Origin of the sequence: Bacillus sp. FSL R5-0712 (genome assembly GCF_038593285.1) — a bacterium.
Taxonomy (GTDB): Bacteria; Bacillota; Bacilli; order Bacillales; family Bacillaceae; genus Bacillus; species Bacillus safensis.
This window is the reverse complement of sequence record NZ_CP151981.1, coordinates 878,076-904,898: the sequence shown is the minus strand read 5'-3', so window position 1 is coordinate 904,898 and position 26,823 is coordinate 878,076. Positions and strand designations below refer to the sequence as shown.

Genomic DNA, 26,823 nt, shown 5'->3' with positions numbered 1-26,823 from the left:
TAACATATTATCATATACTTTAATTACCAAATAAAAAGGGGGAATTGTCATACGCTGTCCTACATGAAAAAGCTTATTTTTTTGCACTAAAATAAACCGACCGGTCTGTTTATAAAAAAGGAGGAAAAATGATGAAATCTCAAAATGTGATCATTATCGGCAGTGGTGTAGCAGGATTGGCTACTTCTTTATTTTTAAAAAAGGCTAGAATGGAAAGTACGATTTATGAAAGCAGGTCAGATGAAAAATTAGAAACAGGCGCAGGTTTTTTACTGTCTCCAAATGGGGTAAAGATTTTGGATGAAATCGGGTGTAAAAATGAAGTGATAGCAAATGCAACCGTGATAAAGAAAATCCAGCAAATAAACAGTGAAAATGAAGTGGAAGCAATCTTTAACAATCATAGTGAAAAATATCATCATGCCCCTTTGATCAACGTCATGAGAGCACAAATCATAACCATTCTTTTAAAGGAAGTGCAACGCCAAGGAATAGAAGTGAAATACAACAAAAAGGTAACCTCGATCAAACAGCAGCCTCATTCCGTTCAGGTTCTTTTTGAAGATGAAACTGTGATAACAGGTGATATTGTAATAGGAGCAGATGGAACTTTTTCGAAAACAAGAGAAGCGGTTGCGTTTAATGCTAAATTAGACTATAGCGGTTTTTGGGGACTTCAAGGGGTATCGTTTGTGAAGGATTTTGTATTGGATGAGGCAACAAGTTATTTTTACAATGACGGAAACTTTCAATTCATTTTTGGAAAAGCGCATCCAACAAATAAAATGAATATTTTATGGCAAGCTTTCTCTCAGTGTCCTGAGAAGTTACCTACAAAACATTTTGAGAAAGCCAATAAAGAAACCATTCGACAGTTATTATATCAACAAATGGAAGGCTGGAATATTCCGAAGCACCTTTATGACATTATCGATCATACAGAGATGTTTTTCCCAAGAAGTATTTATGAAATCAAGAATCTCTCTGTGTGGTCAAAAGGACGCGTTGTTCTTGTAGGTGATGCTGTACATACGGCTAATCCTTTTGTTGGTCAAGGAGCATCGTATAGTCTAGAAGATGCGATGGTCATAGCAAAGATGCTGAGGGATCATGATTATCGAGATGCGTTCTATTATTATGAACAGGATCGAAGAAAGAGGACAGAAGAATTGAATGCGCTATTTCAGCACATGAGTATTCAAAACGATATTGATAAAAAAATGAACGAATACAATATTGAATGGGATGAAAAAACTTACGTATGAGATGAAAGATAAAAAAAACACCACTTATGATGAAAAGTGGTGTTTCTTGTGTTTTCTCCGTGCATATAGGATCGCACCAATCAAACTGACGAGTGAAATCAACGCGAGAATTCTGATATAAGGCGGATAGTACGTTAAGACAATCTCGTTTTTGCCTTTTTCTATTGGAAAACCGATAAAGGCGTAATTGGCTTGTTCAATATCAGTCTGCTGTCCGTTTACTGTGAGCTCCCAGCCTTTTTCATATGGTACTGGGAGAACCATATAATCATCGCCGCGTTTGTTATCATATGAAATCGTAAAGCGGTTGTTTTCGAGCTTTACTTGCTGGCTGCCAACATCCTGTTTTTCTTTTTCATATGCCTTTTCTAGGATGCGGTAAGGCTCTTGATACAGCCTCAGTTGATCGAGTTCATACGTCCCTTTTGGTACTCGAATGGAAAGGATTTTTTCCGCAGGGACTCGAATCGTCACTTCATTGACGCCTGTTTTGTAGATGGATGTATTGCTTTTTCGTGAGGTGACGTAGTTGTCAACGGATAACTGAAATCCTTCGTTCCGGTCTGTCCGCTTCACATAAAAGCTCACATACACATCTCCAGCGCGGGCCATATCATCTGGCAGCGTGATATTCAGGCCGCCTGTTTCTCCGTATACATCAAGCACGCCGTGTTCGTATACGGCTTGTTCCGTATGAATCTTTGTATCCTTGACTCGATCTGGCGCGTGCTCCATTTTTGCGTTTCCTTTTTTGTCTAAAATCACACCTTGCAGCATCGCATGCTCCCTATCAAGTGCTGAGGCATCCTTTAAGGATTCTTCTGAATAAATGGTGCTTGTTGTTCTTGCAAATGGCAGCGGCCTTGTATTTTCATACACTTTATAATGCTCGCTTTCCAATATTGGCTTAAAATAAGCTGGCGGTGAGTAGGACATCGTGTTGTCTCTCATATAATACTTTCCATAGGTCAGACTGTATAAATTCGCCCTGTCCCCCATTGTTGCATAACGGCTGACACTTTCCCGGCCCATATCGATTTGCAGGTCATTCCAGTAGAAATTGAGCAAATGCTGATTCAATATACTTGAATACGCACTCATGCCTTGAAAGCCTTCAAATAACGGGGTGTTGTTGCGCACGCCGTTCATCCAGTCAATCCGGGCAAGCGGATCTTTTGAAGAGCGGCTTTGAATTTGCTGAATGAGCTTCATTTGTTCATGTCCAGCATATGCCTCACTATTCAGATACGTATCTGATACGCTCTTAATATTGCTTCTTTCAGATAAATAGCCCTGCTGATACACGCCTGCTGTCAGTAAGCTGACAACGATGAGCACAGCTGAAAAGAAACGAAGGTGCTGACGTTTTTCCGCATGAATCATAAGGAAAAACAAGCTGATCACAAGCAGTCCTATGCCTGTAAATACAACAACATCCATATTTCCCTTTGCTCGTTCTGATAAGATGACTGCGAGAAGAAATACGATCCAAGCGCCTAAGACCGCACGCTTTTTCCACTTCCACTCGATTTGCGAGAAATGCTTGATGGTGATGGCTGCGACCGCCCCAACTGTAAAGGCAAGAATGTATTCAAACCTGTACTGCGGTGCTGAAAAACCATTAAACACGCTCGCCATCTTTGGACTGTAGTGAAAAACAATGAGCAGAACGCTGATCGATGTAAACATGAAAAACCACCTGTTCCGGTAAAGCGGAACGAGGAACATACAAATGAGAAAAATCACAGGTAATAAATACACCCTGCTTGTAAACAGCAGATGATCATGCAGATCAAACCAAGGTATAGATTGATCATATGGCGGTCTTATATTATTAAGAAATCCATAGACAGACGGGACAAAAAAGGCAGCACTGATTCCAAAGGATAACAGCGTAGAGACCGCCAGCGTCCAGAACACCTTCCACCCATGCTCCTCACTTCTCAGCTTGATGATATATCTGAAGACAAGATAGATCGCTAAAAAGATAAAATGAATATAAGCAAAGTAAAAATTGTTGATGAGCATCAGGCTGCAACTCGCAATAAACCAAGCCGGCTTACCCATTTTGAAAATCCGTTCAATCCCAAGTACAAGCAGCGGGAGCCACATCATACTGTCGGTGAAAAACTCCCAAAACGTTTGATGCCGAAAATACACAATAGACAATCCGTAGATTGCGGCTCCTGTTAATGCGCTCAGCCTATGCTGGACCATTGAAAGAAGCACACGGTAAGCGATGAACAGAATGAGCGTCAGCTTGATCACACTCAGCCAAATGACGGCATTTGCCCAGAAATGGATGTCCGTTGACTGGATAAGATGAAGTGCATTCATCAGCCAGACGACAGCGACTGTGACCATAAAGACAGTCGACGTTGTGAAATAATAACCTAATTGGGTATATGTACCGCCGCCCAGACCGAATTGATAGGAATAAAAGAAGTTCCCTTTGACGTATTCATCGTACAGCAGCTTTTTAAATGGGAGCATTTGTGAGATCCCGTCTCCATCTCCTGTCATATACCGGCCCTGCGTATATTCATATAAGAAAAAGGAGTGTCCTAATAAAGCGAGAATGAGGCACATTCCTATCATTATCCATCTACGTTTCATCATCTAAATCCTTTCCACAAAAGATCCACTATTCTTTGAAACAAAACAACCCAGCAAGCGATTCGTGCTTGCCGGTTATTTGACTCCACGTTATTTAAATAACTGTGTTAACACTCGGTCTTGTTCCTTTGAGCTTGTCTCTTGTTCCATCACATTTGATTCCTGGATTAAATAATGCGGCCTCTTTTTCGTTTCATAATAAATACGGCCAATATATTCTCCAATCACGCCTAGACTCAAAAGCTGGACACCTCCGAGGAACAGCACAGCCGATATTAAAGTAAAATAACCCGGCACCATAATGCCCGTTCTGACGATTTGAATAAAGGTGGCCACGATGTAAATCAATGAGAGAAATAAGATCAGTATGCCAGTATAAAAACAAATTCGCAGCGGGCGGTTGTTAAAGGAAATGACGCCATCAATGCCATAGTTAAATAATTTCTTCAGTGACCATTTTGTATCACCATGCTGTCTTTCTACATTTTCATAATAGATGACCTTTTCTTCAAACCCAATCCAGCAAAAAAGCCCTTTCGAAAAACGATTTCCCTCTTTCAGCTGGAGAAGTGCATCGATGGCTTGGCGTGAAATTAAACGGAAATCCCCGACGCCATCACGCAAGTCCACTTCTACTACCTTGTTCATCACCTTATAGTACATGGATGACAGGTAAGAGCGCAGCTTGCTGTCACCTTTACGATTCCGTTTGGCAATGACTTGATGATAGCCTTCTTCATACCCTCTGACAAAGTCCTGAATTAAATACGTCGGGTGCTGCAGATCGGCGTCCATAATAATCGCAGCTGCTCCTTTTGCATGTTCAAGACCTGCCAAAATAGCGGCTTCCTTTCCAAAGTTACGCGAAAAGGAAATATATTTAACCTTTGCACTTTTGCGAGAGAGCTCTCTCATGTATTGAAGCGTGTTGTCTTTGCTTCCATCATTTACAAAGATGATTTCAAAGTCATAATGAAAATCGCGAAACTCTTCCTCGAGTGCCTCAAAGATTCGTCTGATGTTTTCACCTTCATTGTAAGAAGGAATTATAACAGAGAGCAGTTCCCGTTCCATATCGCACCTTCTCTTCACTTTTTTCACATAGTCTGATATGTTCATTATTCCTTTTTTGTCAGAAAACGAAACCCTTTTTTATTATCCATAAATTACATGTCTCTTCAATCGTTTCATTATATCAGAGTTTTATTTCCAGTGATTTTCAGCAGGATGAATTTAATGTAATTTTAAGTTTAATCATTGTAAAAAGCCTGTAATTTCGATCACAGACTGGGTATTGTTTCATAAAGTTATTTGTTCGTTTGTATATTTTCCTTATTATTGAAAAAGATGAATGGAAGTAAAAGGGCAACCTTTTAATGAAGCAGCCCTCGATTGTTTTGTTGCAGATGCTCGTTTGCCTTTGATTGTTTATTTTGAAATAAATGCAGCTGCGCGCCGTAGCTCTCGATCCACTCTTGGACAATTCGTTCTGTTGTTTCCTGTCCTTTATACTTGCGGCCAGCCTTTGCATAGGTCGTTTCAAAATCACTCCAAAGCAGCTCTACCCATGTACGTGCTTCGTCATATGTCAGCATATTGTTTTTTTCCATAAGTTGTTCTGTTAGTCGCTCAAAGTATTGTTCCATGCTTGTTCCTCCTTCATCTAGCAGAAAGTGCCTTTTTAAAAAAACTTCTTTTTTCATATACTACCCTTACGTCTTCAAAAGACGCAAATGATTTGTATTGTTTGGAGGGAATCGATATGCGTAATAAAGCAAAAGGCTTTCCAAATCAGGTAAATCACAAGTTTGAAGGCGAACCAGGCGCTACAGATGCTTATGCGTCTAAACGGCCGAATGGTGAAACGAATACACGTCCACAGGAACGTATGAGGGCATCAGGGAAACGCTAATTTTTCCAAAGGGAGTGCTTGAGATATGAGTTCAAATGGGAAATCGTATATGGCAGACTTTGTTCAATTAAGGACAACCGCTTACCCTCAACCATGGGCAAATGCAAAGCATTCTGCCTCTCAGGTCAACGGAGAAACGCAGCAAACGCAGCACGACATCGTACTTCAGAACAACGTCCGTAAACAGCGTTCTAAGTAAAGAAAAGGACTGATCACTTGGGATCAGTCCTTTTGCGTCAGCATTGAAATCGGCAGGGCATCTTCTTTATTTGGAGCCGATACTCTGTATCCCCACGCAAAAACGCCATTTAAATATTCTACATAAAACTCTTCTTCTGTGTCTTTAATTTGATAAGTTGTTTTCGTTTGAATCGAAGCTGGATCTAATAAATAGGCTTTTGCCATATCGATTTTCCGTTCTAAAACTGCGTATTCATTCACAATGCCAAGCTGCTCAGCCTTTCGAGCTTTTTCAGAAAGGGCGGCAATCTCCTGCTTCAATTCGTATTCTGTCATCTCACTATAGCGTTTTTCCATCTGTCATTCCCCTTTGTCTAAAACGTGATCAATTGTATCGAGATCAAAGCCTTTTCTGAACAAAAATTGCTTCACTTTCATCTTCTTTTCAAATGATCCGTCATACCCTACCTTGCGTTTTGCCTTCTCCAGCATATAAAGGAGGGCTTCTTCTTCCTTTTCCTCTTCTTGTCCATCATAGGCTTCTTGAAGGGCTTTATCAATGATCTCAAACGAAAATCCCTTTCGCTGCAGCTGCAGCTTGATGCGCTGCTCGATCTCTTTTGCAGAACGATTTTTTTCTTTTTTGACAAGCTTGAGAACCTGCTTTACAGCTTCCTCCAGCTGTAAGTCATCAGGGTATTGGGATAGCGCCTGTTCAATCGTTTCATCGTCTATCCCCTTGAGCTTCAATTCTTTTTTTAGGACGGACGGTCCTTTACTGTTCGTTTTTCGGTGGGTGCTGACATAGGCTTCTGCAAATTCAAGATCATTTACATACTTATAATGCTTCAATTTGTGTATAATTTCACTAATAGCAGGTGCAGGGATTTCTTTTTTCGTTAAATAATCGGTGACTTCTTTCACTGATCTCATGCGGTAGGATAAATAATCAACGGCCTGCTGAAATCCTTTTTTCACTGAATCACCGAATTGAATCTCAATGATATCTGCTTCGTCCAGCTCTTTTCCTTTTTTCAAATCATGCTGGACGAGCACATCTAAATCAACGCTAAAGGCGTATTTTTCATCAAGAAAGATGTTGACCCGCTCGGTATTGTTTTTCTGAGCAGAAATTTTTGTAATATAGGGCATCCTGTGATCACTCCTTTTCCAAAACAGTCAGGATGTTTCTTCTGATTCAAAATCGTGAAAGATATAGGTATGTATATGAGAGGAGAGATGTCAATTGAATATCGCCATTACCGGAGGAACCGGTTTTATCGGCCAGCATGTCACAAAAGTGCTCGCTGCTGAGGGACATCATCTATATATTTTAACAAGAAATCCAAAGGAATCCGAACAAAATCATTTACATTATGTGCAGTGGCTGACTGAAGGTGCTGCACCTGAGCATGAATTGCCTGCCATCGATGTATGGATTAACCTTGCTGGAAAATCCATTTTTACACGCTGGACAGACAAGGCAAAAGAAGGCATCCTCTCCAGCCGTCTCAAATCAACACAAGAGGTAAGACGCATTATAGAAGCGCAGGAATCAAAGCCATCTGTGCTGATTCAAGCAAGTGCTGTCGGAATTTATGGCACATCTCAAACAGGAGATTTTACGGAGGAATCACATCCTACAGATACTGATTTCTTAAGTCATACATCAAAACTTTGGGAAGCTGAGGGACAAAAGATTGAAGCACTCGGCATTCGTACGGTCTACACCCGCTTTGGCGTCGTGTTAGGCGAAAAAGGGACACTGCCACTGATGACACTTCCTTACAAGCTGTTTGCCGGCGGGACAATCGGCTCTGGCTCGCAATGGGTTTCATGGATTCATGTTGAGGATGTGGCACATCTCATTGCTTATGCGATTCATAATGACGACCTCTCAGGCCCGCTCAATGTGACATCACCGAATCCTGTTCAAATGAAACAGCTTGGACAAACCATTGCTTCTGCCCTTCACCGCCCCCATTGGCTGAAAGTGCCATCTTTTGTGATCAAAACGGCCCTTGGTGAAATGTCATTACTTGTTTTAGAAGGTCAGCGTGCTCTGCCAAAAAAAGCACTGCTCTCTTCTTATGACTTTTTGCACCCTGAACTAAAAGAAGCAATTTTGCATTCTAAGGAATAAATGTTGTCAAAAACACCCATCCTATTAGAAATGATATGAGGGGGCGATTTTGATGAAGAAAAAAGAACACCAGCCAACTTCGAAGCTGAAGAAAACCCAAGAAGTCCTGTATCAGCAGGAATTCAAAAAAGCGGAAAGAGCAGCAGAAAAAAGAAACAAATAAGACGGATATTCCCCTCCAACAAGCACATAACTAAAGTGATCTTGTAAAGGAGGGAAAGGCTTTGAAAAAAGACCAACACAAAAAATCCAACCACGAGCTCGCGGCACAAGAGACGGATGGCGAATATGTTGAATTTTCCAAAGAACTTGCAGATCCGAATGACGTAAAAGCAATGGCACGTATGAAAGCGGCCGATCAGCGCGCCAAAAAACAATAAGTAAAAAAGCAGACCTTATTCAGCGGTCTGCTTTTCTTTTATTTGATTTCAGTAAGAAGACTTGATGCTTTCTGGCGTGATTTTTCCTCAGGCACCTCTTCTGGATAACCTATATGAAGGATCGCAGCAAACCGTTCGTTTTCCTTTAATCCCATGTCTTGTTGAAAGCCTTTGTCGTATAAAATACGTCCGCTCTTCCATACCATACCGATTCCTTGATCCCACGCAAGCAGCTGAAGATTTTGAATAAGTGCGCTGACGGCGGCAAAATCATCATTTCTCACGACAGGGTTCTCGTCTTCTTTTAGCACGACAAGTAAAAGCGCTGGAACCTTAGAAAAGTATTCTCTGTATTGATTGATTTTTTCTTCTTTTGCATCTGGGTTGTTGCGCTGAAAGAAAGCAATAAAGCGCTCTACAAAAGCCGCTTTCGCTTCATCCGTCACCGCATATAAAAAGCGCCACGGCTCCGTGATTTTATGGTTCGGTGCATAGACTGCATCCTCTAATAGCGGCTGAAGCTGCTCAATCGTCACCGGTATGTCTTTGAATTTTCGAATCGATCGTCTATATCTGACAGCGTCTCGAACCGTTAACGCTTCTGTTTGTTGTTTCGTTTCTGGCATATGATATGTCATCCTTTCAATCAACTTAATTGAAATTGATTCTCATTCACATTATAAACGTCATCGCGTGCAGTTGCAAATCAAGTATCCCTCCTCCCCGTCTAAATAGTTGTTTGACTTTTTCAAGTAATGTTACAATCATATTACGTTTTAAACAAATTTTGAGAAAAAAGCCAAGATGATGAAATGATTTTCAAGTATTCCCATTTTGTCTGATCTGGTTTTTTTGTCAAAAGGCTTTCAACCATGATTGGAAGGGAGGCTTCTGGATGGAATGAAAATCAATATTGGACAAATCATTAAACTCTACCGTTATAAACAAAATATGACCCAATCTGAATTGGCAGAAGGAATTTGTTCTGTCTCTCATTTAAGTAAAATTGAAAATGGCTCAAAGGAGGCCAATCAAGATACGATCAATTTGCTGCTTGAACGGCTTGGCATCAGCCAAGAAAAGCTGTCACAAAAGGCGCGTCATCTGCTGTCACTTTTGGATGAGTTTCAAATGAATATGTATTTCTATGCTCTCGATCAGGCTGAACAAAATGCAGAAATGATCATTCAGCACGAGGAGCAGTTCTTTTCGCTCGATTTAGGAATTCAGTACCATTTGTCTTTATTTCAATTTTATTTATTAACGGACAAACAGCCGCTTGCCTTAAAAACACACCGCGTGCTCAAAAAATTCGAAAAAACCTTTATTGAAACGGAAAAAGAAATTTTTGAATATCTTGACGGCATTCATCAAATTAAAATTGGTCAGCTTGAAGATGGGCTCAAAAAGCTTGAAAGCTGCTTTTCCTACGCTTCAGTCGAACAAAGTGATTTGTATTATCACTATGCAAAAGCCCTTGGAAACATGGGACAGCTGGGTGATGCGCTTGAAGCGACACATCAAGCGATGGATTTATATAGACAAAAGAACAATTTCAAGCGGATTATTCACTGTACACTCATTCACGGCGTGATCTCACTTGAACTAAAAGCCTATCAAACTGCGAAGAAATATATAAAGGAAGTGATTTTGCACACGTCCCTTCATCCTGATGCCTATATTAAAATGTCCGCTTATTTTTATTACGGGGTGCTCTTAAAACGTGAAGGTGATTTCTCTTCAGCTGTGCCTTATTTACTAGATTCACTCAATTACTTTAATCAAGAACAGATAGAAGATCGTTACTGTGAAACGCTATATGAAATTGCGACACTATATGCTGAATATGACCGCAAAAAAGCACTTCCCTACATACACGAGCTGTTAAAACAGCCTCGTATTCAGCCAAACTGTTTATATATGATCAAAATCTATAAATTGATGATTGAGGAAAACCCTCTTGATTTGAAAACCTATTTGGTCGAAGCAGCCCTTCCTTACTTTGAACACAATGAGCTGCACAGTGAATATTTGTTTGCTCTTAGGACCTTACTTACCTATGCAGGTGCTGAGCTTGATGAGCAGGCCTATAAGTCCTACACAAAGAAATTGCTCGATCATTTAACAGTATATCTTCCCTATTACAAAAAAGCATGACCTTCTGCCGATCGAAGGTCATGCTTTTTCTATTTATTAAATGGTCTCTTGTTGATCTGTGTCATGATGGTTCACCCGTTTGACAGAATGAATATACCGTCTTTTTGCAAAGAAATCGTACGCATGCTGTCCAAAGCCAAGCCAGATGCTGAGCACGATGAATGGGACCGTTCCCCATAATGCAGGGATATGGCAGGCCATACGCAGCCAAGTATAAATCCCTGAATTCTTTTGATTTTTGGCTAGGGAAATAGACACAATTCGTTTTTCCGCCTTCTCTTCACTGATTTTATTCAGCCTGAGCAGCTGCGAGTGTCTAAAGGATTCAAAGTGAATCCGATTTTTCCAATCGAGTGATCTTAACACATCAATCGTTTTTGCACATGCAGGGCTTTGTCCGTCATAAAACACAAGCAGCCTCAGTGATTTAATGGAACGCTGTTCTCTTTTTTTCGATTCAGCGAGCTTCTTTTTTTCTTGATCGAGATAAATGATTTTTTTCATAAATTGATCGCCTGTCCTTTTCCGTCATTTTTTTAGTTCGTTCAAAGGAGATTACAACTAGATTACTATAGTTGCTGGGCCTCTTGTATTGGGAAAAAGCCAACCGTTGTGCGTTATATGAGCCTTTGGATAAGGGCAAAATCATTGATTTCATGGCATATATGAGGTTTTTCAACTAAAAGTGGTTGGGAAAATCGTGGTGCTTTGCGGTTTTCTGCGGTATTTGATAGAATTCTGCGGTTTTCTACATCTTTATGCGGTGGTTTTGTAGGTAAAACGCAAAAACAAGATAAAAAAAGACTACTTCCCATTGCGGCGAAGTAGTCTTTTGGTTTATATTTTTGCCAAAACTTCTACTATTTCTTTCTCAATATCTTTCCATAAGTAGCGGTCTGTCGTATAGTGATGTGCGGCTTCTTTCGCAAATACTTGAAAAGCTTCTTCATAATCAGGTGCATCTTTATCCGGTTTTTTCTCGTCGACAAAGCGCTGCGCTTCTGCTGAGCGAGGTCCCCATTTGCCCACTTCATTCCCATCCTGATCAATGATGACGATAATCGGAATCGATCTTGCGGTCCCGTTCGTTAAATACTGATCCATCAGGTCTAGATGCTCATCCCGAATGAAATAGCGCGCATCAATGAGTGCTTCATTTGCAATACGCATGAAAATTGGGACATTGACCATCGCATCTCCGCACCAATCCGCTGTGATGACAAGTGCTCTGAGCTTTTTCTTTTGCAGCTTTTGAAGCAGCTCTTTTTCTTTTTGATGAATTGCATACTGGTTGTACACCGTGAGCAGATTTTCCCGGTTTTTCTCCATGTTGTGTACATATGTACGTTCAGCTAATCCCTTTGTAAACCATTCATTTAATGTCATATGAACATCCCCCTTCCCCTTCAACTTTACCACTTTTGCTATTCTTTTGTCTAAAAAAACCTTCACCTAGTGAAAGGTAAAGGTCTTTTGGTTTATGGACGGCGCTTTCGATTTGGGTCCATCCCGATCAGCTTGGTGACAAGTACCATTGTGACAGGCAGTGACGTATTCTTTTTATACGCTAAATATTTCCCGCGCCATTCAGGCTTATATTTCTGTTTAAATGACCGTAAACCGCTGAAGCTGTACATGTATCTGACATTGTTGAAAATAACACTCGCCAAACGCTCCGTAAGAAAGGACTGATGGAACGTCCCCACATTCGATAAAGGTGCCATTCCCATGTTAAACGATTTGTAGCCTCTTTCTTTCGCCCATTGAAACAGGTGGATAAACAGCGCATCCATCATCCCATTCGGTGCATCATGCATATGACGCATTAAATCGATGGAAATCTCCCCTTCTTGATACATCGGCATCAATGATACAAAGGAAATGATCTGCCCTTGCTCATCCTTTAGAATCGCAATCGGTGCTTTTTGAAGATAGTCTTCTTGAAAATAACCGAGCGAAAATCCTTTTTCTTTTTTCTTTCCGAGCCAGCTGTCAGAAATCTGCTTTAAGGTTGAGATCAACTCATTTGAAAAGGGAGGTTCCAGCATTTCAAAGGTGTAGCCTTCTCGTTCAAATTTATTCGCCACAGCTCGTAAATTTGATTTTTTCTTACCTGACAGAGTAAACGTTTCTAAATCGACCATGGCTTCTTCCCCAAGCTTAAAGAAGTGAAAGCCTAAGTCATGATAAAGAGCCATCCCTTCTCGTTCTACTTGATAAAAAGCGACGCGGTAGCCGGCTTTTTCTGTCTCCTGTAAAAACTCTTCAAGTACAAGCGGATAAGACGCCTCACGTCCAGATGGATCTCCGAGCACAATGACGCAGCGGCCAATTCGCCCAAACTGAAGCATTGCTTCTCCATCACTTGAGAAAAATAGTTTTTTGTCGCCTAAAAAGCCAAGATGACTGAGGGCATTTCCGCCCTTTTCTTCTAAAAACGTTTTTAGTTTTTCCTCATCTGCTTTTTCTCCAATCGGAAATGCTTTCTTATTAAAGATCAGTTTACTAATGAAGAAGAAAAGCGGGACACCGATGAGAGCGATCATGCTTGTCATCGTGATATGCCGTTCATTATGCACCAAGTAATCCTTACTCAAGAAATGCCCGATTTTTGTCCAAATAAAGTTGCCAATAACATTATAGTTAAAGAGCACGAATAAATAACCAGCGGCAGCCGCCACAAACTGATACAAGGAATAAGGTGCCTGCTGCTTTACAAATTGATTTCGAAGAGAGAAAAACACAGCCATGATGACTGGCAAAATAAAAATCAGACTGAGGTTAAACCCCTTTAACAAAGTAAACACAAAACCGCCTGCTAAAGAGATCATTGTCAGCACATACGATCTTTTCGTTCTTTTATACACTTCAATGGACAAAATCATCAGAATGATTCCGAACATTAAAGAAAGACCATTAAATCCTGATAACAGAAAGCGTGGAATGCTGGTAATCACACCTAATCGATCGACTGGAAGCACAACAGATGCCATGATAAGCAAGCCGCTTCCAAAGGTTAAAATCGATAAAGATCCGTACAATAAACGGATTAATAAAGCACGGTGCAAAACAATTAAAACGTTCGTCGTTTCAATGGCAGGTGCCATTTTCGGATTGCCTTCAAGACGTCTAAGCGTCGTTCCCGTTAAATCGTAAGCAGCTAGACAAAGCCCTAAGATAAACGGGAAAATCGAGTACACGAAGCGGTACAAGACGAGCGCCGTCAGCACCATCTCTTTATCAAAACCAATGTATTGCATGCTCAGTAAAAAGATCAGGTCAAACGAACCAAATCCGCCCGGAACCATACTGATTAAACCGCCGATTGACGCAATCGCAAATACACCTAAGACTATTCGGACATCGACATTCATCCCCATAGAGACGACAGCCATGTACATGACAAGTCCAGCTGCCAGCCATTCTAAAAACGATGCACCGATATAAGCGTAAATTGGATGCTTCAGTCCATTTTCACCGCTCTCGATCGAGCTTTTTCGAATGGATGCCATGACGATATAAATCGGTACAATACAGGCAAAGATAATGACAAATGCCCATAGCCACGGCTCCTGGCTGATAATACTTTCAACAGGAAGCACCCTGACCAAGATCAAATCACTGAAAATAGATAAGCCCAAAAGGACAGAGGAAGTCAAAAGGGCAATGCCTTTCAGCAATTTTTTCGTATCTGTTATGTACTCCTTATAGAGAAGCGTTCTAAGCCCTGCTCCTGATAGACCGCCAAATCCAAGAACACTGTTAAAGGAGTTCGCAATCCAGGAAATGCGTATCGTTTTCCAGCCGCTGATGGGCATATCAAGGCTTTTTCGTAAAATAAAATCATATAAGGACATCGATAAAACCGCGACAAGTCCAAGAAAGACAAGAATAAACAAGTCCATTCGGTTCAAGCTGTCAATAATATAAAACGTCTTTTTAATGGAAAGTCCGCTCAGCTCCTGCTTCGCGACAAAAATCAAGACAAGAATAATGACGATCGGAAAAAGCATTTTTAAGATCGTCATACCCGTTTTTTTGTTCCACATGTTTTTCCCAACTTTCTAGGTTGCTTCATTATTTCAACTGAACATTATTATACAACAAATACCACTTGATTCATGCAGTTTAACATTCAAAAGCTTGACGAACCTTTCAATTAGAAGTAAAAATCAGTAATATAAAGAAAAAGAGCCGCTTAAAGGAAGTGAACAAGCGTGGAATATAATATTCATGACACCACCGTATTAAAAGAAGAGATTCTATCTCCAGAAGAAAAAAAGACATGGGTTCTTTATATGAAAGTGCTCACAGCTGCAGGTCTTGGAGATGTTTCTGAATGGATGAAGCTTGATATGAGTATGCCTCAAATGAAGGTGCTCATGCTGCTCAATAACCATGGCTCTCTCAAAGTATCTGAAATCGCTGAAAAAATGGGCGCTTCTTTGTCCAATATGACAGGTCTGCTTGACCGGTTAGAACAGTCTAACTTTGTCGTGCGAAAGCACTCTGAGCGTGACCGGAGAATCATTGTCGTAGAACTGACAGAGGAAGCGAAAAATATTTTCAGAAGTATTTATCAAAAAGGACACGAAAAAATCAAAAATTCCCTGCAGCGGCTCAATGACGAGGAAAAAGAAAAAGTCAATGAAGGCCTTGCTATCTTAGAAAAAGCACTGCGTCCTGAACGCGGCTAAACATGAAAAGGGAAAAAGACGGTCACTTGTTGTCCGTCTTTTTTGTTTCTTCTACTTGTCGATCTGGGGTGAAAAGATTTTTACGAATCACTTCCCTGTCATCCCATAAAAGATAGGCTAAACCGATGATGAGAAAGAAGATGCTGATCCACGTACCGCCAGGAATCAGCTGTTCAAGTTCCTCAATCGTTCTTTCTGAGCCTAAGCTGTTACTATAGCGTATCTCAAAAAGAGCATATTTCGCTATATAAAACAATGCCGCCATACAGATAAACATGGCACCGACAATTCTTCTTCCAGACATGCGTTTACTCCTTTAATTCCACTGATTTCTTTTGATTAATTCCGTAATATGAGCAAGGTGATGCTTTGAATGCCAGACGTACATTCCTGCTGCATCATATAAGGACACCGTTTGTTGATCGGCAGGGTGATAATAAGAAGCGTTGAAGTCCTCCTCTGACATTCCCCGCAGTAAAGTGACCCACCTGCGATGCAGACTGCTGATCAAAGGCAGGGATAAACTGATGGGCGCCTTGCTGTCAGGAAGTGAGGCAAATCCCTCCTGATCATATGGACGTATGTCCGGTGTATCTTCTGTGAGAGCAAGCTTGAATCGTAAGTATGCATTTAGATGGCTGTCTGCTACGTGGTGAATGAGCTGACGAACAGTCCATCCTCCCGGCCGATAAGGTGTATCAAGCTGAGCATCTGTCAGCGGTGCGGTCACCGCTTCATACTCTTCGGGGATTGCAGCCAGCTCATCAATCCATGCTTCAAGCTGTGCTTTCGTTTTTGTTTCAACCGGTTCATATAAGCCAATCGGATATTGTAATGACGTCATACGCTCTCTCCTCTTTCAAATCCTTCAAGTACAAATTTTCCAATCATCTTTCCTTGCTCAAGCGTTTGATGTGCCTGCTTTAAGTTAGCAGCATTGATCGGACTGAGAACCTTTGTTAAGGTATGCGTTATTTTCCCCTGCTCAAATAACTCACCCGCCTCTGTCAAAAGCTCATGCTGTTTGATCATGTCCGCTGTTTCATACATAGGGCGTGTGAACATGAATTCCCATACAAATGCCGCACTTTTATTTTTGAGTAATTGAATGTCTAGGTTGTGCTCGTTTTCGACAATGGTACAGATCGTGCCTTGCGGTTTTATCGCTTCTGCCATGCCTTTGAAATGTCCATCTGTATCATTTAAGCATAAAATAAAATCCACTTCGCCGATTCCTTTTTCTTCGAGCTGCGCTAAAAGCGGCTGATGATGATCAATGATATGATCGGCACCTAATGACAGACACCACTCTTTTGTTTCTGGTCTTGATGCGGTAGCGATTACAGTTGCCTTCGCTAATTTGGCTAGTTGAATGGCGATAGACCCAACACCTCCTGCACCACCAATGATCAGCAAGGTTGAACCTTCAGCATTCCGCTTCATATGCATCCGGTCAAATAAAGCCTCATAAGCCGTAATTGTTGTAAGGGGCATCGCGGCTGCTTCTGCAAAGGATAGATTGGCAGGCTTTTTCGCCACAATACGCTCATCCACAAGCTGATATTCACTATTCGATCCTTGACGCGTAATATCTCCCGCGTAGTATACGTGATCACCTGGCTGAAACAATGTACACGCTTCGCCCACTTCAACAACCGTACCGCTTGCATCATAGCCTAGAATTTTCAGTTTTTCTTCCTTCTGATCCTTCGGTGATCTCACCTTTGTATCAACTGGATTCACTGAAACAGCCTCTATCTTCACGAGTACATCTCTGCCAGACGCCTTAGGCTTTTCGACCTCCTGATCCATCAGGCTTTGCTCATGCTCAATCGGCAAATACTCCAATAGTCCAACTGCTTTCACTCGCTCGCACTCCCTTTCTCTATTCTTTCTTTCCACATTTTATCATAATTTTCTGATGTTTATGGCTGGATCAAACGAGTGATGGCACATTTATGACCTTTTCAGGGCCTTTCGCTCCCTCGCCATATATGAAGGACGTGCCTTTTGCAAAGAAGGAACATAAGTGAACCAGCTGTTGGATTTAAAAAATAGCTGAACGTAGTAAAACTGGATGTGTTGCAGGAAAACAATGATGAAGAAAAAAGTAATGAAAAAGAGGTTAGACATATCTGCTATCCCCTGGATCCATTCGTTTATAAAAAACACCACAAAACTGATCATCATCAGCTGTTCAAGCCTTTGCACGATCTTGGTCAAGCCATGTCCTCGTTTTGATAGATCACCAGACTGATGCTTTCTGATTTTTCTCGATTTATAAAACCAAATGATACTTTCCGCTAAGTTATGAGTGATAAAAAGTACAATGAGCGCAATGAATAAAGGCGATGGGTGATAAAAGAATGGGATTAAAAATGGAATGACAAGAAAATAAATGGTAATACATGTGTGTCTGACTGATAAGAGAAATAGGTCTTTTTCTATAGATGTTTTCATGTGTTTCACCTCCATATGTACTACGTTTCAATTGCCAAAATGTTCCCCTTCGCTATCAAAAAAAGGATGCCCCAAGAAGGCATCCTTTTCATGGATCAAACTTAAAAAGCAGCGCTTAGTACGACTGGACCTTGCGGAAGCTTGTTATCCTTTTTTGGTTCAAGGGTCACAGCCACGGTATCCCATGATTCGCTTGCTTCTTTTTCAGATAACGCATAGGTGACGGTTCCTTCCCCTTTGTTATCTGTTTTAAAGGCACCGGCTGGAACCGGCTGATCTCCTTTAATGAGCCACACTTGATAAACAGCAGATGAATCAAGCTGACCCTTTAAGCCGTCTGCACTCACCACAAGTTCTTTTTTGCCGTTATGCTCTATCACTGAAAAAGCACCCGTCGTTTTTGGTGATGCGGCCGATGCCAGTGATTTTGTGGCAACAACCCTGACAGGTTCTTCCGCCTGTTCTTTTCCATTCGATAAGAAATACACATTTCCAGCTGCTGATATGAGAAGCAGTGCCGCAACGAGCGGTAAGAGCCACTGGTTTCGTTTCTTTTGCAGCGGTTTAATTTCGTTTGGCTCAGGTGCAGCCTTGAGCTCTTTTATATGGCTATTCTTTTCTTCGACTGTCTCTTCTTCAAACACCTGGGATAAAATACGGTCTTTCATCCCTGCTGGAGGTATTTGATCTTCGGCTAGAAATGGAATGTCAGACATGAGCGATGTCAATTCTTCAAGCTCTTCTTTGCAAGCTGAGCAGTGCTTGATGTGCGCTTCAAATTGCGTTTTTTCTTCTCCTTGTAAATGCCCATTAAAATAATCAATTACTTGATGTTTACACTGATTCATGCCTCTTCCTCCTTTCCACCGCGCGACAGTTTCGATCGCAAATGCTTCAATGACAATCGAACCCTTCCCTTAACCGTACCAATAGGGATGCCCAGCTTTTCGGCGATGCTCTTTTGTGTCATCCCTTTAAAATAGACATCTTCTATGATGGCTTGCTGTTCTTTTGACAATGTAGAAACTGCTTCACGTATGTTCTGTTTTTCCTCGTTCCATTCCACTTCTTTTGATACATCTTCTTGATGATCAGCTAAATATTCAATATGCTCATCTTCCAAAGCCGTTTCATTCCGATGCTTTCTTAAAAGGTCAATGGCCGTGTTGCGTGACATCATGAATAACCACGAGGAGAACTTCCCTTTATCGGTATGATATTCTCCTATGCCGCGCCAGAGCTTGATGAAGACCTCTTGAAGTACTTCCTCCGCGAGCTCACGGTTGCCAGTCATTTTATAAATAAACGAATATAATACACGTTCATAACGATCGTACAGCACTTCAAGCGAGGGCTTGTGACGATCATATTTGATCTTGTGATACAGCTCAAAATCTTGCAATGTGTCCATGGTCATCTCCTTCCTTTTTCATGAGAAAGAGCATGCGCATCCATCATGAAATCCTTCACGTATTGCTTATCACTCGATTTGCTGAAATAAGCCTACCTTGTACTTTACTCTTTTTTCAAGGAGAAAAAAAGAGCGTTGAAATAGGAAGTGTGCTCCTCATGAGAATGTACTTACTTTACGACATAACAGACCATTTGGATCACCGAATCCATGTGTGACCACTCTCTCATCAGTTGATTTTAGTAAACTCTCATCTCCCTCTCAATTTAATTGGGTAGAACGCATTCTTTCCCCATGTCATAATAGGGTGTAAATTGGAGAAATTGGAGTGTCCGTATATGATGGTGACGATTGTTCTTTTTTTATTAGCAGGCTTAGCAGAAATTGGCGGCGGCTATTTGGTATGGCTTTGGCTGCGTGAAGCAAAACCTGTCAGCTTCGGGATCGCCGGCAGCCTCATCTTGGTTGCATATGGCGTCATTCCAACCTTCCAGCAGTTCCCGACTTTCGGACGGGTTTATGCTGCCTATGGCGGTGTTTTTGTCATTCTTGCTGTATTGTGGGGCTGGTGGGTCGATCGAAAAACACCTGATCTATATGACTGGATGGGGGCTTTGATCTGTTTGGCTGGAGTCAGTGTGATGTTATTTGCGCCTCGCAATTAATGGACCCATATAAAAAGTGCTGCCACATACGGGCAGCACTTTGCTATGTTATTTGAATGCTTCAACGAGCTCCAGCCGTTTGCAATTCTTTGTTTTTCTCCTTAAAACGTTCGTTATGAGAGGAAACGTATGCCACTTTTTCAGCTTCTGGTTCGATGTACAGCTTTGCGCTATTCAGTGCATTGACTCCATCAACAAACGTGCCGGCAATTAAGCGGACCTTGCTTTTATGTGTACACAAGTCGCCTACCGCATAGACGCCCGGTAAATTGGTTTCCATTTTTTCATTAACCTCGATCAGTCCCCATTCACCTTGCTTGAGGCCCCATTCTGATAGCACGCTTAAATCGCCTTTCATCCCGTGATTGACAATCACAGCATCTGTTTCAATTCGTTCTTTTTCACCTGTCTCTATGTTTTGAATAGTGACCGCAGCAATTTTGTCGCCTTGACCATGCAGCTCTGTTAGTTCATGCGGGGTTAAAATTCGTTTGCAAGTTGCCTTCATGTTGGCGACGTTTTTCTCATGTCCGCCAAACATGTCACGGCGATGCACGACGGTGACACTTTCAGCAATCGGTGCAAGGGCATTGGCCCAGTCAACCGCTGAGTCGCCGCCTCCAGAAATAACAACTCGCTTCCCTGCAAATGTCTTAAGCTCCTGGACAGTGTAATAAAGGTTTGTCACTTCATAGCGGTCTGCATCCTCGATTTCAAGTTTCCGCTGAACTGGAATGCCGTGACCCATCGCTAATATGAGGGTCTTTGTCAAATGACGATCACCATTTTCAGCCGTCAGTATGATGTGATTATGTTCATCTCGCTCAAATGACGTGATTTTTTGATTCAGTGCAATCTCTGGTTCAAATGTTTTCGCCTGTGTTTCCAGCTGCTGTATCAGCTGTTCTCCTCTTGTTGGCGGCAAACCGCCGACATCCCAAATGACCTTTTCAGGATACAGAAGGATTTTCCCGCCAAGGCTTTCGTTGTACTCAAGTACCTTCGTCTTTAAGTCCCGCATCCCACTATAAAAGGCGGTATACATGCCTGCTGGACCGCCTCCAATAATGGTGACGTCAAACAATTCAAGCTGATCTGTCATTTGAGTCCCTCCAGTTTTCCATCGAATGATCTATTTTTCAGTGATATTGATTCTCATTATCATATATACCTATTGTAGTCTACTCTAGTGAAGAGAATCAATAGCTTTCTTCAAAAAAAGAACAGGACGAGCGCTCACTCGTCCTGTCATCCATCATACAATGGTTAAACCAAGGTCTTTTAATTCAAGAGAAACAAGTCTTGCAATCGCATCTGCGCCTTCTTTTGTAAAGTGCGTGCGATCCTCAATTCCTGTTGACAGCATAAAGTAAGAGGTCGTTTTCTCTATGCCGGAAATTTGATAAAACTGAAGGCTTGCGGTATTTAAATCAACGAGAAGAACTTCTTCTTCATCGGCTAATTCTTTCATAGCGGCACAGTAATCAGGAAAATCATTGATAAATTCTCCGTCTTTTTCATGAAAACGGCCGACTGGCGTTAATAAAAGTGGTGTTGCCCCTTTTGCTCTTGCTCCATGAATATATTGAGACAGGTAGCTTTTATACGTTGTGAAAGGATCTGTATGCCGCTCAGGCTTTTCCTTGGAAGCATCATTGTGCCCCATTTGCGTGAAAAGCCAGTCTCCTGGCTGAATGTCAGCCAATATGTCATCAAGGCGTCCTTCTTCAATGAATGTTTTTGAGCTTCTTCCACCAATGGCACGATTTTCGACGTTCACCCCTTGCGCTGTATAGCGGTGTAAAAACTCTCCCCATCCTCCTTGAACAGGACGATCTGGATAAGATGAAACGGTCGAATCACCAGCTAAATAGATGGTTGTCATGTTCATACGCCTCCCTTTTTCATTGAGCCAATTTACCCAAGCGATACGGGTATGCTAGTGGCTGCTGAAAAGATATGAAACAATCAGCATCGCTATTTCAATTATTCTCTTTTTAAAGATCAAAACCCTGCTTACCGGTAGATGTGAATGTGTTAAATATGCGGCGGAAGTTCTACTTTTGATTCCACTGCTTGATGTAATGCCTGAAGCATGTAGCCAATTCCTTTATATGGAGCCAGCGGATAATTTGCTTTTTGATGAGGCTGTAATAAAGGATCGATCACTTTTCGATATTTCTTTCCACCTAGTACCACCAGTTCATCATATGCGAAAAGGTTTTTTTGATGAAATTGCTGGCTCAGTTCTTCTTGTGTGATCTGCTTAGCACGCGGTGTACCAAAAGCCACATCATAATTTTCATGTATGATATCATCTGCCTTTAAGAACCCGTGCTTTGCTGATAAGATCATCCAGTCTGAAAAGAACGTTTGAGCATAGCTTTTCGTACGCTGATGCAGGGGACTTAAATAGACATGGTTCGCTGGCTGGCTCCCTGCTTCTGGATCGACATCCCAAATTTTCTTCGCGCCACATGGAATGATACAAACTCGCTTCACTCAAATTTCTCCTTCCTTTTTCGATAGATCTGATACACGATACAGCCTAGCGCTGTGCCAAGCGTATTTAAAAGAATATCATCAATATCGCTGCTTCTTGTAATGATACCAGATTGCGAGAACATCCATTGGAGCAATTCGATCATGGTTGACAGGAGAAAGCCCCCAAGAACCGCCTTTTGCCAGCGCATGGTTCGAAAGGCTTGATATAGAAAAAACCCGAGTGGTACAAATAACAATATGTTGCCTGCTAAGTTTAAAAAGACAAGATTTGGATAGCCGTGATGGTAGGCGTGAAGATTTTGATAAATGGACTGCAAAGGCATGAGGTTGACACTCACCTGATCCCTTGGGGCGGAAAAACGATTTGGAAAGACCGTCAAATATAGTAAAACATTCGTATAAATAAACAGACTGGCAAGGACCAATTCCGTTCGCAAATAGATAAAACGATTGTGCTTTTTTGCCTGTCTGTACCTCATATGTAAATAGAGCGGGACGAGCAGGAGAAAATAAGCAATGGAAAACATAGCACTGGAAGTCATACAGAGAGCTGCCCCTTTCTCACATGATGATGCTTGACCATATTTACAGCTTATTCAGGCTTGCCCGCATCTATTCATCACTTATTCTCACATTCAATGAAGAGAAAACCATATTGACAAATCGTCATTCCCCCGCTAAAATGAATGACATTCAGTCATTTAAGGTCGGTGATGATATGTCGAAACGAGAAAAGATTATGCTTGCTGCGATTGATGCGTTTAAAGAAAAAGGAATCGAAAAGACGACCATTTCGGATATTGTGAAAGCAGCAGGAGTAGCGCAAGGAACTTTTTATTTATATTTTCCTTCAAAGCTTTCCGTCATGCCTGCTATCGCAGAACATCTTATCGCACAGATGGTGCCTGCAATTGAAAAGGAATTAACTCAGCATGCAGATGTCCTCGATCAAGCAGATGCGCTTGTTGAATTCATCTTTGCTTTTACAAGACAATACCGTGATGTCCTTGCCCTGACCTACTCAGGCTTAGCCGCCACCGAGCATTTAAAGGAATGGGAAGATATTTATGAGCCGATTTACAAATGGGTCGCTGCTTTTCTAGAAAAAGCAAAGCAGGACAAAAGAGTCCGTGCGAATTTGAACTGTCAATATGCAGCTAAATTCATTATCGGTTTACTCGAATCGTCTGCTGAGCAAATGTACTTATTTACGGAAACAGATACAGAAGAGGTTCTGATTCAAAAGCGAGAGGTGAAGCAATTTCTTCTTTACGCGCTTGGCATAGAGACACCTTAACTTAGTACAGCACTCGCTGTACGCAGCGTGTAGACAAACCCTCGCATTCGGTGTCAGGTCTGCGCTCCGGTGCTCACGAATGTCCAATTCGCTCCGCTCCGGTACTCGCCCTTTCTAGACTGCAAAGGTTTTCTATCACGCTGAAAAGAAGACAAAGGGCTAAAATCAAGTTCATTTTAGCCCTTTGTCGACAATCTGAGTACAGCACTTGCTGTACGCTCTTTTTTGGTTTCAAAATGACGAATCGTCATTTTTAAGTTTTTAGGAGGAAATACGATGAAAAAAAGCTGGATGTATGTTGCACTCACTTGTTTATTCGAATTACTTTGGGTGTTTGGTTTAAATAGGGCTGATGCTGTGTGGGAATGGGCGATCATTATCTGCCTGATCCCAGTTGATTTTTATTTTTTAATGAAGGCCTGCGAGAAGCTGCCGACAGGGACCGTGTACGCCGTGTTTGCCGGAGTTGGAACGATAGGGACATCTTTGATGGATTATGTGCTGTTCGGCGGTTCGTTTTCATTAGAAAAGCTCTTATTTATGGGTATTTTAATTCTCGGGATTATTGGACTGAAAGTGTCTGATGGAGATGCCCATGAGCAGAAAGGAGAAGCGGTTTAAATGGGCTGGTTTTTTGTACTGTTGGCCTCTGCCTGCGAAATCGGCGGAACCATTGGCCTCAATATGTTTAGTAAGAAAAAGCAAATCACGACAGGCATTTTATTTGTCGGCGGGTTTGCCTTATCCTTTTTGTTTTTATACGCCTCGTTCTCATCCGTTCAAGTATCCGTCGCCTATACGGTCTGGATCGGGCTTGGAACGGCGGGCTCTGTCTTGTTTAATATGATTCTATTTAAAGAGCCGAAAAACATGATTCGTATACTCAGCTTGCTGCTGATTGTGATTGGTGTGGTTGGGCTGAAGTTGTTTGCATAATTGAATCACAAGATAGAAAAAGTTTATGATGGTATTAGCCCTACAAAAAGCAATGGAATTGATTTTCCATTGCTTTTTAAGTTATTTTATAAACTTTTCTTGGTACGCTTTAAATTGTTCTTCGTATTTTTGCAACTTTTCCCCATCAACTTTTGAATTTAATTTCGGTTTTCGCTTTCCAATCACCATCACATCTTTATCTACAATAGGACTTGATAAATAGATGTATGGCGCAAAACGATCACACTTCGTATTTGGGAGGGTTACGGATAACCTGGCATATTCTTCTGTCGGGAATTGGTTCGAAATTTCAAGTTCCTTGAGTCCCTCTAATTCCGATATCGGCTCCAAAGACTCGTCCTTCACTTTTATATTTGATAAGCACAGATATGTTAAATTTTTGAGGTATCTTAAAGGTTGAAGAGTATTTATATTTAATGTATTCCAAATCCCGCCTGACAATTGTAGAAATTCTAAACCAGTGTTTTTTTGCAAAGGGGCTATGTCATTCAACTTTGAAAAATCTGTTATGGATAAAGATTTTAAAAACGTGTTTTTTGATATATCCCATAAACTTTGTGCCTTTGTATTCCATTCAAGTGCCAATACCTCAACATCTTTAAGAGAACTGATGATTGATAAATCTTCTACTCTCAGTTCATGCACAAAGAGCATTTTGGGATTAACTAAGCTTAAGATCGTATTGAATTCCTTTTGGTTCACTTTGTAAATCCACAATTTCGTCAGGTTAGAAAAAGATTTCAACCTTTCAATATTTTTTGTTTTTCCTGTGATTAACAACTCAGTGGAATTTTCATCTACATCGGCTAAATCATGAACAACTTCTGGTCGTTTATCATGATGAAAAATATATTGGGGGTCTTCTTTTCGCATGCTTTTACCTCCACACCTATAATTAAGGAATATCTATATAAATTTTATCAGTATTTTGGAGTCAACACATGATTATCTTTAGCACTTTCTGATATTCCTTCTGAAGAAACAGGGAAAGGATAAAAACTAGATGATCTTCTTTGGTCGCCAATCGTGATTATGACCTCTGTTTTCAATCCATTTTATAAAATCTTTATCATCTAAACATTGGAGACTATCTGCTAGGCAGCGCCTTCTTAGTAGATAATAAAGTTAGTAAGACGACTATATATAAACAAATAAAAGAACTCTAATTCATATACGAATTAGAGTCCTCATGATATAACTGATTTTATTTTTCCACCTTAAAATCGAACCCGCTAATTTATTTCTCGTTTAATGGGTGTCTTGCTGCTCGAGCAAGAGATCCATTGCGTAAATCGATTCGCTCTTCTCATCCAATAAAAAGTACACAATCAAAGGCTCTCCAAAAGCTGCTGTCTGCTGCGTGAACAAAACACAGGTGAATTTTTCAATACCAATTGGCAGCTTTCTTTTTAATAAAGGGTGAAGAATAGGTGAAGCCCGAATTGTATCTACATCAACTTCCCAACGTTCGTTTTTTAAAGTTGGATAATGCTCTGATAACAATTGGTGTAACATATCGGTCGTGAGCGCTGCTTTTCCATCGCATCCATCATTTATTATGTTGGTGTTATACATCCGATGGCTGCTCACCCTTTGAAGCGTTGATTCGTATTCCTTTTAAGACAAATCGTTTCTGACCATCAAGTGTACAGGTGATCAATGTCAGTTCATTTTTCCCACGATCCTTTAGTACATCCACATCCGTCGGTTCAATTGTAGCTGAGCTGACAATTTTATATTCGTATGTTTCAGCTTGATGATGTAAGACAACTTTTTCTCCTTTAGGTACCTCTGGCAGCTGCCGGAAAAGCCGGTCACCTCTATACCCTCTATGCCCTGCAATCGTGAAATTACCTTCACCTGGCATTTGATGAGATTTAATTTGAGTCAGTGCTATACCTAAATTTTCTTTTGATGTAACAGGAAGCACTTTTTCGTTTAAATTAATTGACGGGATCTCTAGCTCCATCACATCTCGCAGGTCTTCTTCTGACACAGTTAAATGTGGAATAGAAGAAAGGGCATCACTGTCATTTTCTTCAATCATCTTTAATGCCTGTTCCATTGCTGCTGTCTCTTGAGAAGTTCGCCACTCATATAGAAAAGGAACGGAGATGAGCATCAGCCCCGTGACCACCAAAAAGCTGCCTAATAAGGTTCTTTTTTTCATCAATACAC

At 41.1% G+C, this 26,823-nt stretch carries 34 protein-coding genes; 12 read left to right on the top strand and 22 right to left on the bottom strand.

All coding sequences use genetic code 11. The annotated features are described in order from the left end of the window. Window positions 1-131: 131 nt before the first annotated feature. Window positions 132-1,265 carry an NAD(P)/FAD-dependent oxidoreductase gene (locus tag NSU11_RS04300; protein WP_342493816.1) on the top strand — a complete coding sequence of 378 codons (1,134 nt, stop codon included), beginning with the start codon at window positions 132-134 and terminating at the stop codon, window positions 1,263-1,265. A gap of 24 nt (window positions 1,266-1,289) precedes the next feature. Here the strand turns inward: NSU11_RS04300 and NSU11_RS04295 are convergent, their stop codons facing one another. The 3 genes from NSU11_RS04295 to NSU11_RS04285 all read right to left on the bottom strand — a co-directional run bounded on the left by NSU11_RS04295 (window position 1,290) and on the right by NSU11_RS04285 (window position 5,527). After that, window positions 1,290-3,884: a YfhO family protein gene (locus NSU11_RS04295; protein WP_342493815.1), complete on the bottom strand. Its 2,595-nt coding sequence runs from the start codon at window positions 3,882-3,884 to the stop codon at window positions 1,290-1,292. Window positions 3,885-3,971: 87 nt separating this feature from the next. Then, window positions 3,972-4,955 carry a glycosyltransferase family 2 protein gene (locus NSU11_RS04290; RefSeq protein WP_024425218.1) on the bottom strand — a complete coding sequence of 328 codons (984 nt, stop codon included), beginning with the start codon at window positions 4,953-4,955 and terminating at the stop codon, window positions 3,972-3,974. A gap of 299 nt (window positions 4,956-5,254) precedes the next feature. Then, window positions 5,255-5,527: a YfhJ family protein gene (locus NSU11_RS04285; protein WP_024425219.1), complete on the bottom strand. Its 273-nt coding sequence runs from the start codon at window positions 5,525-5,527 to the stop codon at window positions 5,255-5,257. Between the two features lie 116 nt (window positions 5,528-5,643). Here NSU11_RS04285 and NSU11_RS04280 point away from each other — a divergent pair, with 116 nt between their 5' ends. Both NSU11_RS04280 and NSU11_RS04275 read left to right on the top strand, forming a co-directional pair. Further along, entirely contained in the window at window positions 5,644-5,793 is a 150-nt protein-coding gene (locus NSU11_RS04280; RefSeq protein WP_003217849.1) for a small, acid-soluble spore protein K, read from the top strand. Window positions 5,794-5,818: 25 nt separating this feature from the next. Continuing rightward, the gene (locus tag NSU11_RS04275) at window positions 5,819-5,992 is read left to right on the top strand and encodes a YpzG family protein (RefSeq protein ID WP_008360604.1); all 174 of its coding nucleotides are present in this window, start codon (window positions 5,819-5,821) and stop codon (window positions 5,990-5,992) included. 23 nt (window positions 5,993-6,015) lie between these two features. On the opposite strand, the gene NSU11_RS04270 is transcribed toward NSU11_RS04275, so the two are convergent. Together NSU11_RS04270 and recX are read right to left on the bottom strand one after the other, a co-directional pair. After that, window positions 6,016-6,330, bottom strand: coding sequence for a YfhH family protein (locus NSU11_RS04270; RefSeq protein ID WP_041087336.1), 315 nt, complete (start codon window positions 6,328-6,330; stop codon window positions 6,016-6,018). Window positions 6,331-6,333: 3 nt separating this feature from the next. Beyond that, the gene (gene recX / locus NSU11_RS04265) at window positions 6,334-7,125 is read right to left on the bottom strand and encodes a recombination regulator RecX (RefSeq protein WP_024425221.1); all 792 of its coding nucleotides are present in this window, start codon (window positions 7,123-7,125) and stop codon (window positions 6,334-6,336) included. 94 nt (window positions 7,126-7,219) lie between these two features. Here recX and NSU11_RS04260 point away from each other — a divergent pair, with 94 nt between their 5' ends. The 3 genes from NSU11_RS04260 (at window position 7,220) to NSU11_RS04250 (ending at window position 8,496) form a co-directional block, all read left to right on the top strand. Continuing rightward, window positions 7,220-8,116, top strand: a complete 897-nt coding sequence (locus NSU11_RS04260; protein ID WP_171464081.1) for a TIGR01777 family oxidoreductase — start codon at window positions 7,220-7,222, stop codon at window positions 8,114-8,116. 52 nt (window positions 8,117-8,168) lie between these two features. Then, window positions 8,169-8,279, top strand: a complete 111-nt coding sequence (locus NSU11_RS04255; protein ID WP_017358836.1) for a YfhE family protein — start codon at window positions 8,169-8,171, stop codon at window positions 8,277-8,279. A 61-nt stretch (window positions 8,280-8,340) separates the two neighbouring features. Next, window positions 8,341-8,496 carry a YfhD family protein gene (locus NSU11_RS04250; RefSeq protein WP_024425223.1) on the top strand — a complete coding sequence of 52 codons (156 nt, stop codon included), beginning with the start codon at window positions 8,341-8,343 and terminating at the stop codon, window positions 8,494-8,496. 38 nt (window positions 8,497-8,534) lie between these two features. Here NSU11_RS04250 and NSU11_RS04245 read toward each other — a convergent pair whose 3' ends face one another. Then, window positions 8,535-9,122, bottom strand: a complete 588-nt coding sequence (locus tag NSU11_RS04245; protein ID WP_197202913.1) for a nitroreductase — start codon at window positions 9,120-9,122, stop codon at window positions 8,535-8,537. Between the two features lie 274 nt (window positions 9,123-9,396). Here NSU11_RS04245 and NSU11_RS04240 point away from each other — a divergent pair, with 274 nt between their 5' ends. Next, entirely contained in the window at window positions 9,397-10,653 is a 1,257-nt protein-coding gene (locus NSU11_RS04240; protein ID WP_024425225.1) for a transcriptional regulator, read from the top strand. Between the two features lie 36 nt (window positions 10,654-10,689). On the opposite strand, the gene NSU11_RS04235 is transcribed toward NSU11_RS04240, so the two are convergent. The 3 genes from NSU11_RS04235 to mprF all read right to left on the bottom strand — a co-directional run bounded on the left by NSU11_RS04235 (window position 10,690) and on the right by mprF (window position 14,702). Further along, complete coding sequence (locus NSU11_RS04235; protein ID WP_024425226.1) at window positions 10,690-11,157, bottom strand: DUF393 domain-containing protein; 468 nt, start codon at window positions 11,155-11,157, stop codon at window positions 10,690-10,692. Window positions 11,158-11,490: 333 nt separating this feature from the next. Further along, window positions 11,491-12,039, bottom strand: coding sequence for a thioredoxin family protein (locus NSU11_RS04230; protein WP_024425227.1), 549 nt, complete (start codon window positions 12,037-12,039; stop codon window positions 11,491-11,493). Between the two features lie 92 nt (window positions 12,040-12,131). Next, window positions 12,132-14,702, bottom strand: a complete 2,571-nt coding sequence (mprF, locus tag NSU11_RS04225) for a bifunctional lysylphosphatidylglycerol flippase/synthetase MprF (RefSeq protein WP_025093478.1) — start codon at window positions 14,700-14,702, stop codon at window positions 12,132-12,134. Window positions 14,703-14,870: 168 nt separating this feature from the next. Here mprF and NSU11_RS04220 point away from each other — a divergent pair, with 168 nt between their 5' ends. Continuing rightward, window positions 14,871-15,350 (top strand): MarR family transcriptional regulator, encoded by a 480-nt coding sequence (locus NSU11_RS04220; protein ID WP_024425228.1) that lies wholly within the window; start codon window positions 14,871-14,873, stop codon window positions 15,348-15,350. 22 nt (window positions 15,351-15,372) lie between these two features. Here the strand turns inward: NSU11_RS04220 and NSU11_RS04215 are convergent, their stop codons facing one another. The 6 genes from NSU11_RS04215 to NSU11_RS04190 all read right to left on the bottom strand — a co-directional run bounded on the left by NSU11_RS04215 (window position 15,373) and on the right by NSU11_RS04190 (window position 19,221). Beyond that, entirely contained in the window at window positions 15,373-15,654 is a 282-nt protein-coding gene (locus NSU11_RS04215) for a hypothetical protein (RefSeq protein ID WP_125587471.1), read from the bottom strand. A gap of 12 nt (window positions 15,655-15,666) precedes the next feature. Then, the gene (locus NSU11_RS04210; RefSeq protein WP_025093479.1) at window positions 15,667-16,194 is read right to left on the bottom strand and encodes a YfiT family bacillithiol transferase; all 528 of its coding nucleotides are present in this window, start codon (window positions 16,192-16,194) and stop codon (window positions 15,667-15,669) included. Continuing rightward, window positions 16,191-17,216 carry a zinc-binding alcohol dehydrogenase family protein gene (locus NSU11_RS04205; protein ID WP_212052908.1) on the bottom strand — a complete coding sequence of 342 codons (1,026 nt, stop codon included), beginning with the start codon at window positions 17,214-17,216 and terminating at the stop codon, window positions 16,191-16,193. The genes NSU11_RS04210 and NSU11_RS04205 overlap by 4 nt, the downstream gene beginning before the upstream one ends. A gap of 90 nt (window positions 17,217-17,306) precedes the next feature. Further along, window positions 17,307-17,810 carry a hypothetical protein gene (locus tag NSU11_RS04200; RefSeq protein ID WP_254806343.1) on the bottom strand — a complete coding sequence of 168 codons (504 nt, stop codon included), beginning with the start codon at window positions 17,808-17,810 and terminating at the stop codon, window positions 17,307-17,309. A gap of 101 nt (window positions 17,811-17,911) precedes the next feature. Further along, window positions 17,912-18,658: an anti-sigma factor gene (locus NSU11_RS04195; RefSeq protein ID WP_056767774.1), complete on the bottom strand. Its 747-nt coding sequence runs from the start codon at window positions 18,656-18,658 to the stop codon at window positions 17,912-17,914. Next, on the bottom strand, window positions 18,655-19,221 hold the full coding sequence (locus NSU11_RS04190; protein WP_208946107.1) for a sigma-70 family RNA polymerase sigma factor: 567 nt from the start codon (window positions 19,219-19,221) through the stop codon (window positions 18,655-18,657). The genes NSU11_RS04195 and NSU11_RS04190 overlap by 4 nt, the downstream gene beginning before the upstream one ends. A gap of 338 nt (window positions 19,222-19,559) precedes the next feature. Here NSU11_RS04190 and NSU11_RS04185 point away from each other — a divergent pair, with 338 nt between their 5' ends. Continuing rightward, window positions 19,560-19,886: a YnfA family protein gene (locus NSU11_RS04185; protein WP_024425235.1), complete on the top strand. Its 327-nt coding sequence runs from the start codon at window positions 19,560-19,562 to the stop codon at window positions 19,884-19,886. A 61-nt stretch (window positions 19,887-19,947) separates the two neighbouring features. Here NSU11_RS04185 and NSU11_RS04180 read toward each other — a convergent pair whose 3' ends face one another. The 4 genes from NSU11_RS04180 to NSU11_RS04165 form a co-directional block, all read right to left on the bottom strand. Further along, window positions 19,948-20,988, bottom strand: coding sequence for an NAD(P)/FAD-dependent oxidoreductase (locus tag NSU11_RS04180; protein ID WP_025093482.1), 1,041 nt, complete (start codon window positions 20,986-20,988; stop codon window positions 19,948-19,950). A 153-nt stretch (window positions 20,989-21,141) separates the two neighbouring features. After that, window positions 21,142-21,771 (bottom strand): rhamnogalacturonan acetylesterase, encoded by a 630-nt coding sequence (locus NSU11_RS04175; RefSeq protein WP_025093483.1) that lies wholly within the window; start codon window positions 21,769-21,771, stop codon window positions 21,142-21,144. 152 nt (window positions 21,772-21,923) lie between these two features. Then, window positions 21,924-22,388, bottom strand: coding sequence for a DUF6884 domain-containing protein (locus tag NSU11_RS04170; RefSeq protein ID WP_149125858.1), 465 nt, complete (start codon window positions 22,386-22,388; stop codon window positions 21,924-21,926). Then, window positions 22,385-22,933: a VanZ family protein gene (locus NSU11_RS04165; protein WP_024425238.1), complete on the bottom strand. Its 549-nt coding sequence runs from the start codon at window positions 22,931-22,933 to the stop codon at window positions 22,385-22,387. The genes NSU11_RS04170 and NSU11_RS04165 overlap by 4 nt, the downstream gene beginning before the upstream one ends. Window positions 22,934-23,109: 176 nt before the next feature. On the opposite strand from NSU11_RS04165, the gene NSU11_RS04160 reads away from it, so the two are divergent. The 3 genes from NSU11_RS04160 (at window position 23,110) to NSU11_RS04150 (ending at window position 24,624) form a co-directional block, all read left to right on the top strand. Further along, a complete protein-coding gene (locus NSU11_RS04160) occupies window positions 23,110-23,688 on the top strand; it encodes a TetR family transcriptional regulator (protein WP_024425822.1) in 579 nt (192 codons plus the stop codon). Window positions 23,689-23,964: 276 nt separating this feature from the next. Continuing rightward, window positions 23,965-24,309 (top strand): SMR family transporter, encoded by a 345-nt coding sequence (locus tag NSU11_RS04155; protein ID WP_076822860.1) that lies wholly within the window; start codon window positions 23,965-23,967, stop codon window positions 24,307-24,309. Beyond that, window positions 24,310-24,624, top strand: a complete 315-nt coding sequence (locus NSU11_RS04150; RefSeq protein WP_003217878.1) for a multidrug efflux SMR transporter — start codon at window positions 24,310-24,312, stop codon at window positions 24,622-24,624. A gap of 81 nt (window positions 24,625-24,705) precedes the next feature. Here the strand turns inward: NSU11_RS04150 and NSU11_RS04145 are convergent, their stop codons facing one another. The 3 genes from NSU11_RS04145 to NSU11_RS04135 all read right to left on the bottom strand — a co-directional run bounded on the left by NSU11_RS04145 (window position 24,706) and on the right by NSU11_RS04135 (window position 26,815). Beyond that, complete coding sequence (locus tag NSU11_RS04145; RefSeq protein ID WP_342493814.1) at window positions 24,706-25,518, bottom strand: leucine-rich repeat domain-containing protein; 813 nt, start codon at window positions 25,516-25,518, stop codon at window positions 24,706-24,708. A gap of 375 nt (window positions 25,519-25,893) precedes the next feature. Further along, entirely contained in the window at window positions 25,894-26,220 is a 327-nt protein-coding gene (locus NSU11_RS04140; protein WP_025093488.1) for a hypothetical protein, read from the bottom strand. Then, window positions 26,213-26,815 carry a class D sortase gene (locus tag NSU11_RS04135; protein WP_149125861.1) on the bottom strand — a complete coding sequence of 201 codons (603 nt, stop codon included), beginning with the start codon at window positions 26,813-26,815 and terminating at the stop codon, window positions 26,213-26,215. Before NSU11_RS04135 ends, NSU11_RS04140 begins: the two co-directional genes overlap by 8 nt. Window positions 26,816-26,823: the final 8 nt, after the last annotated feature.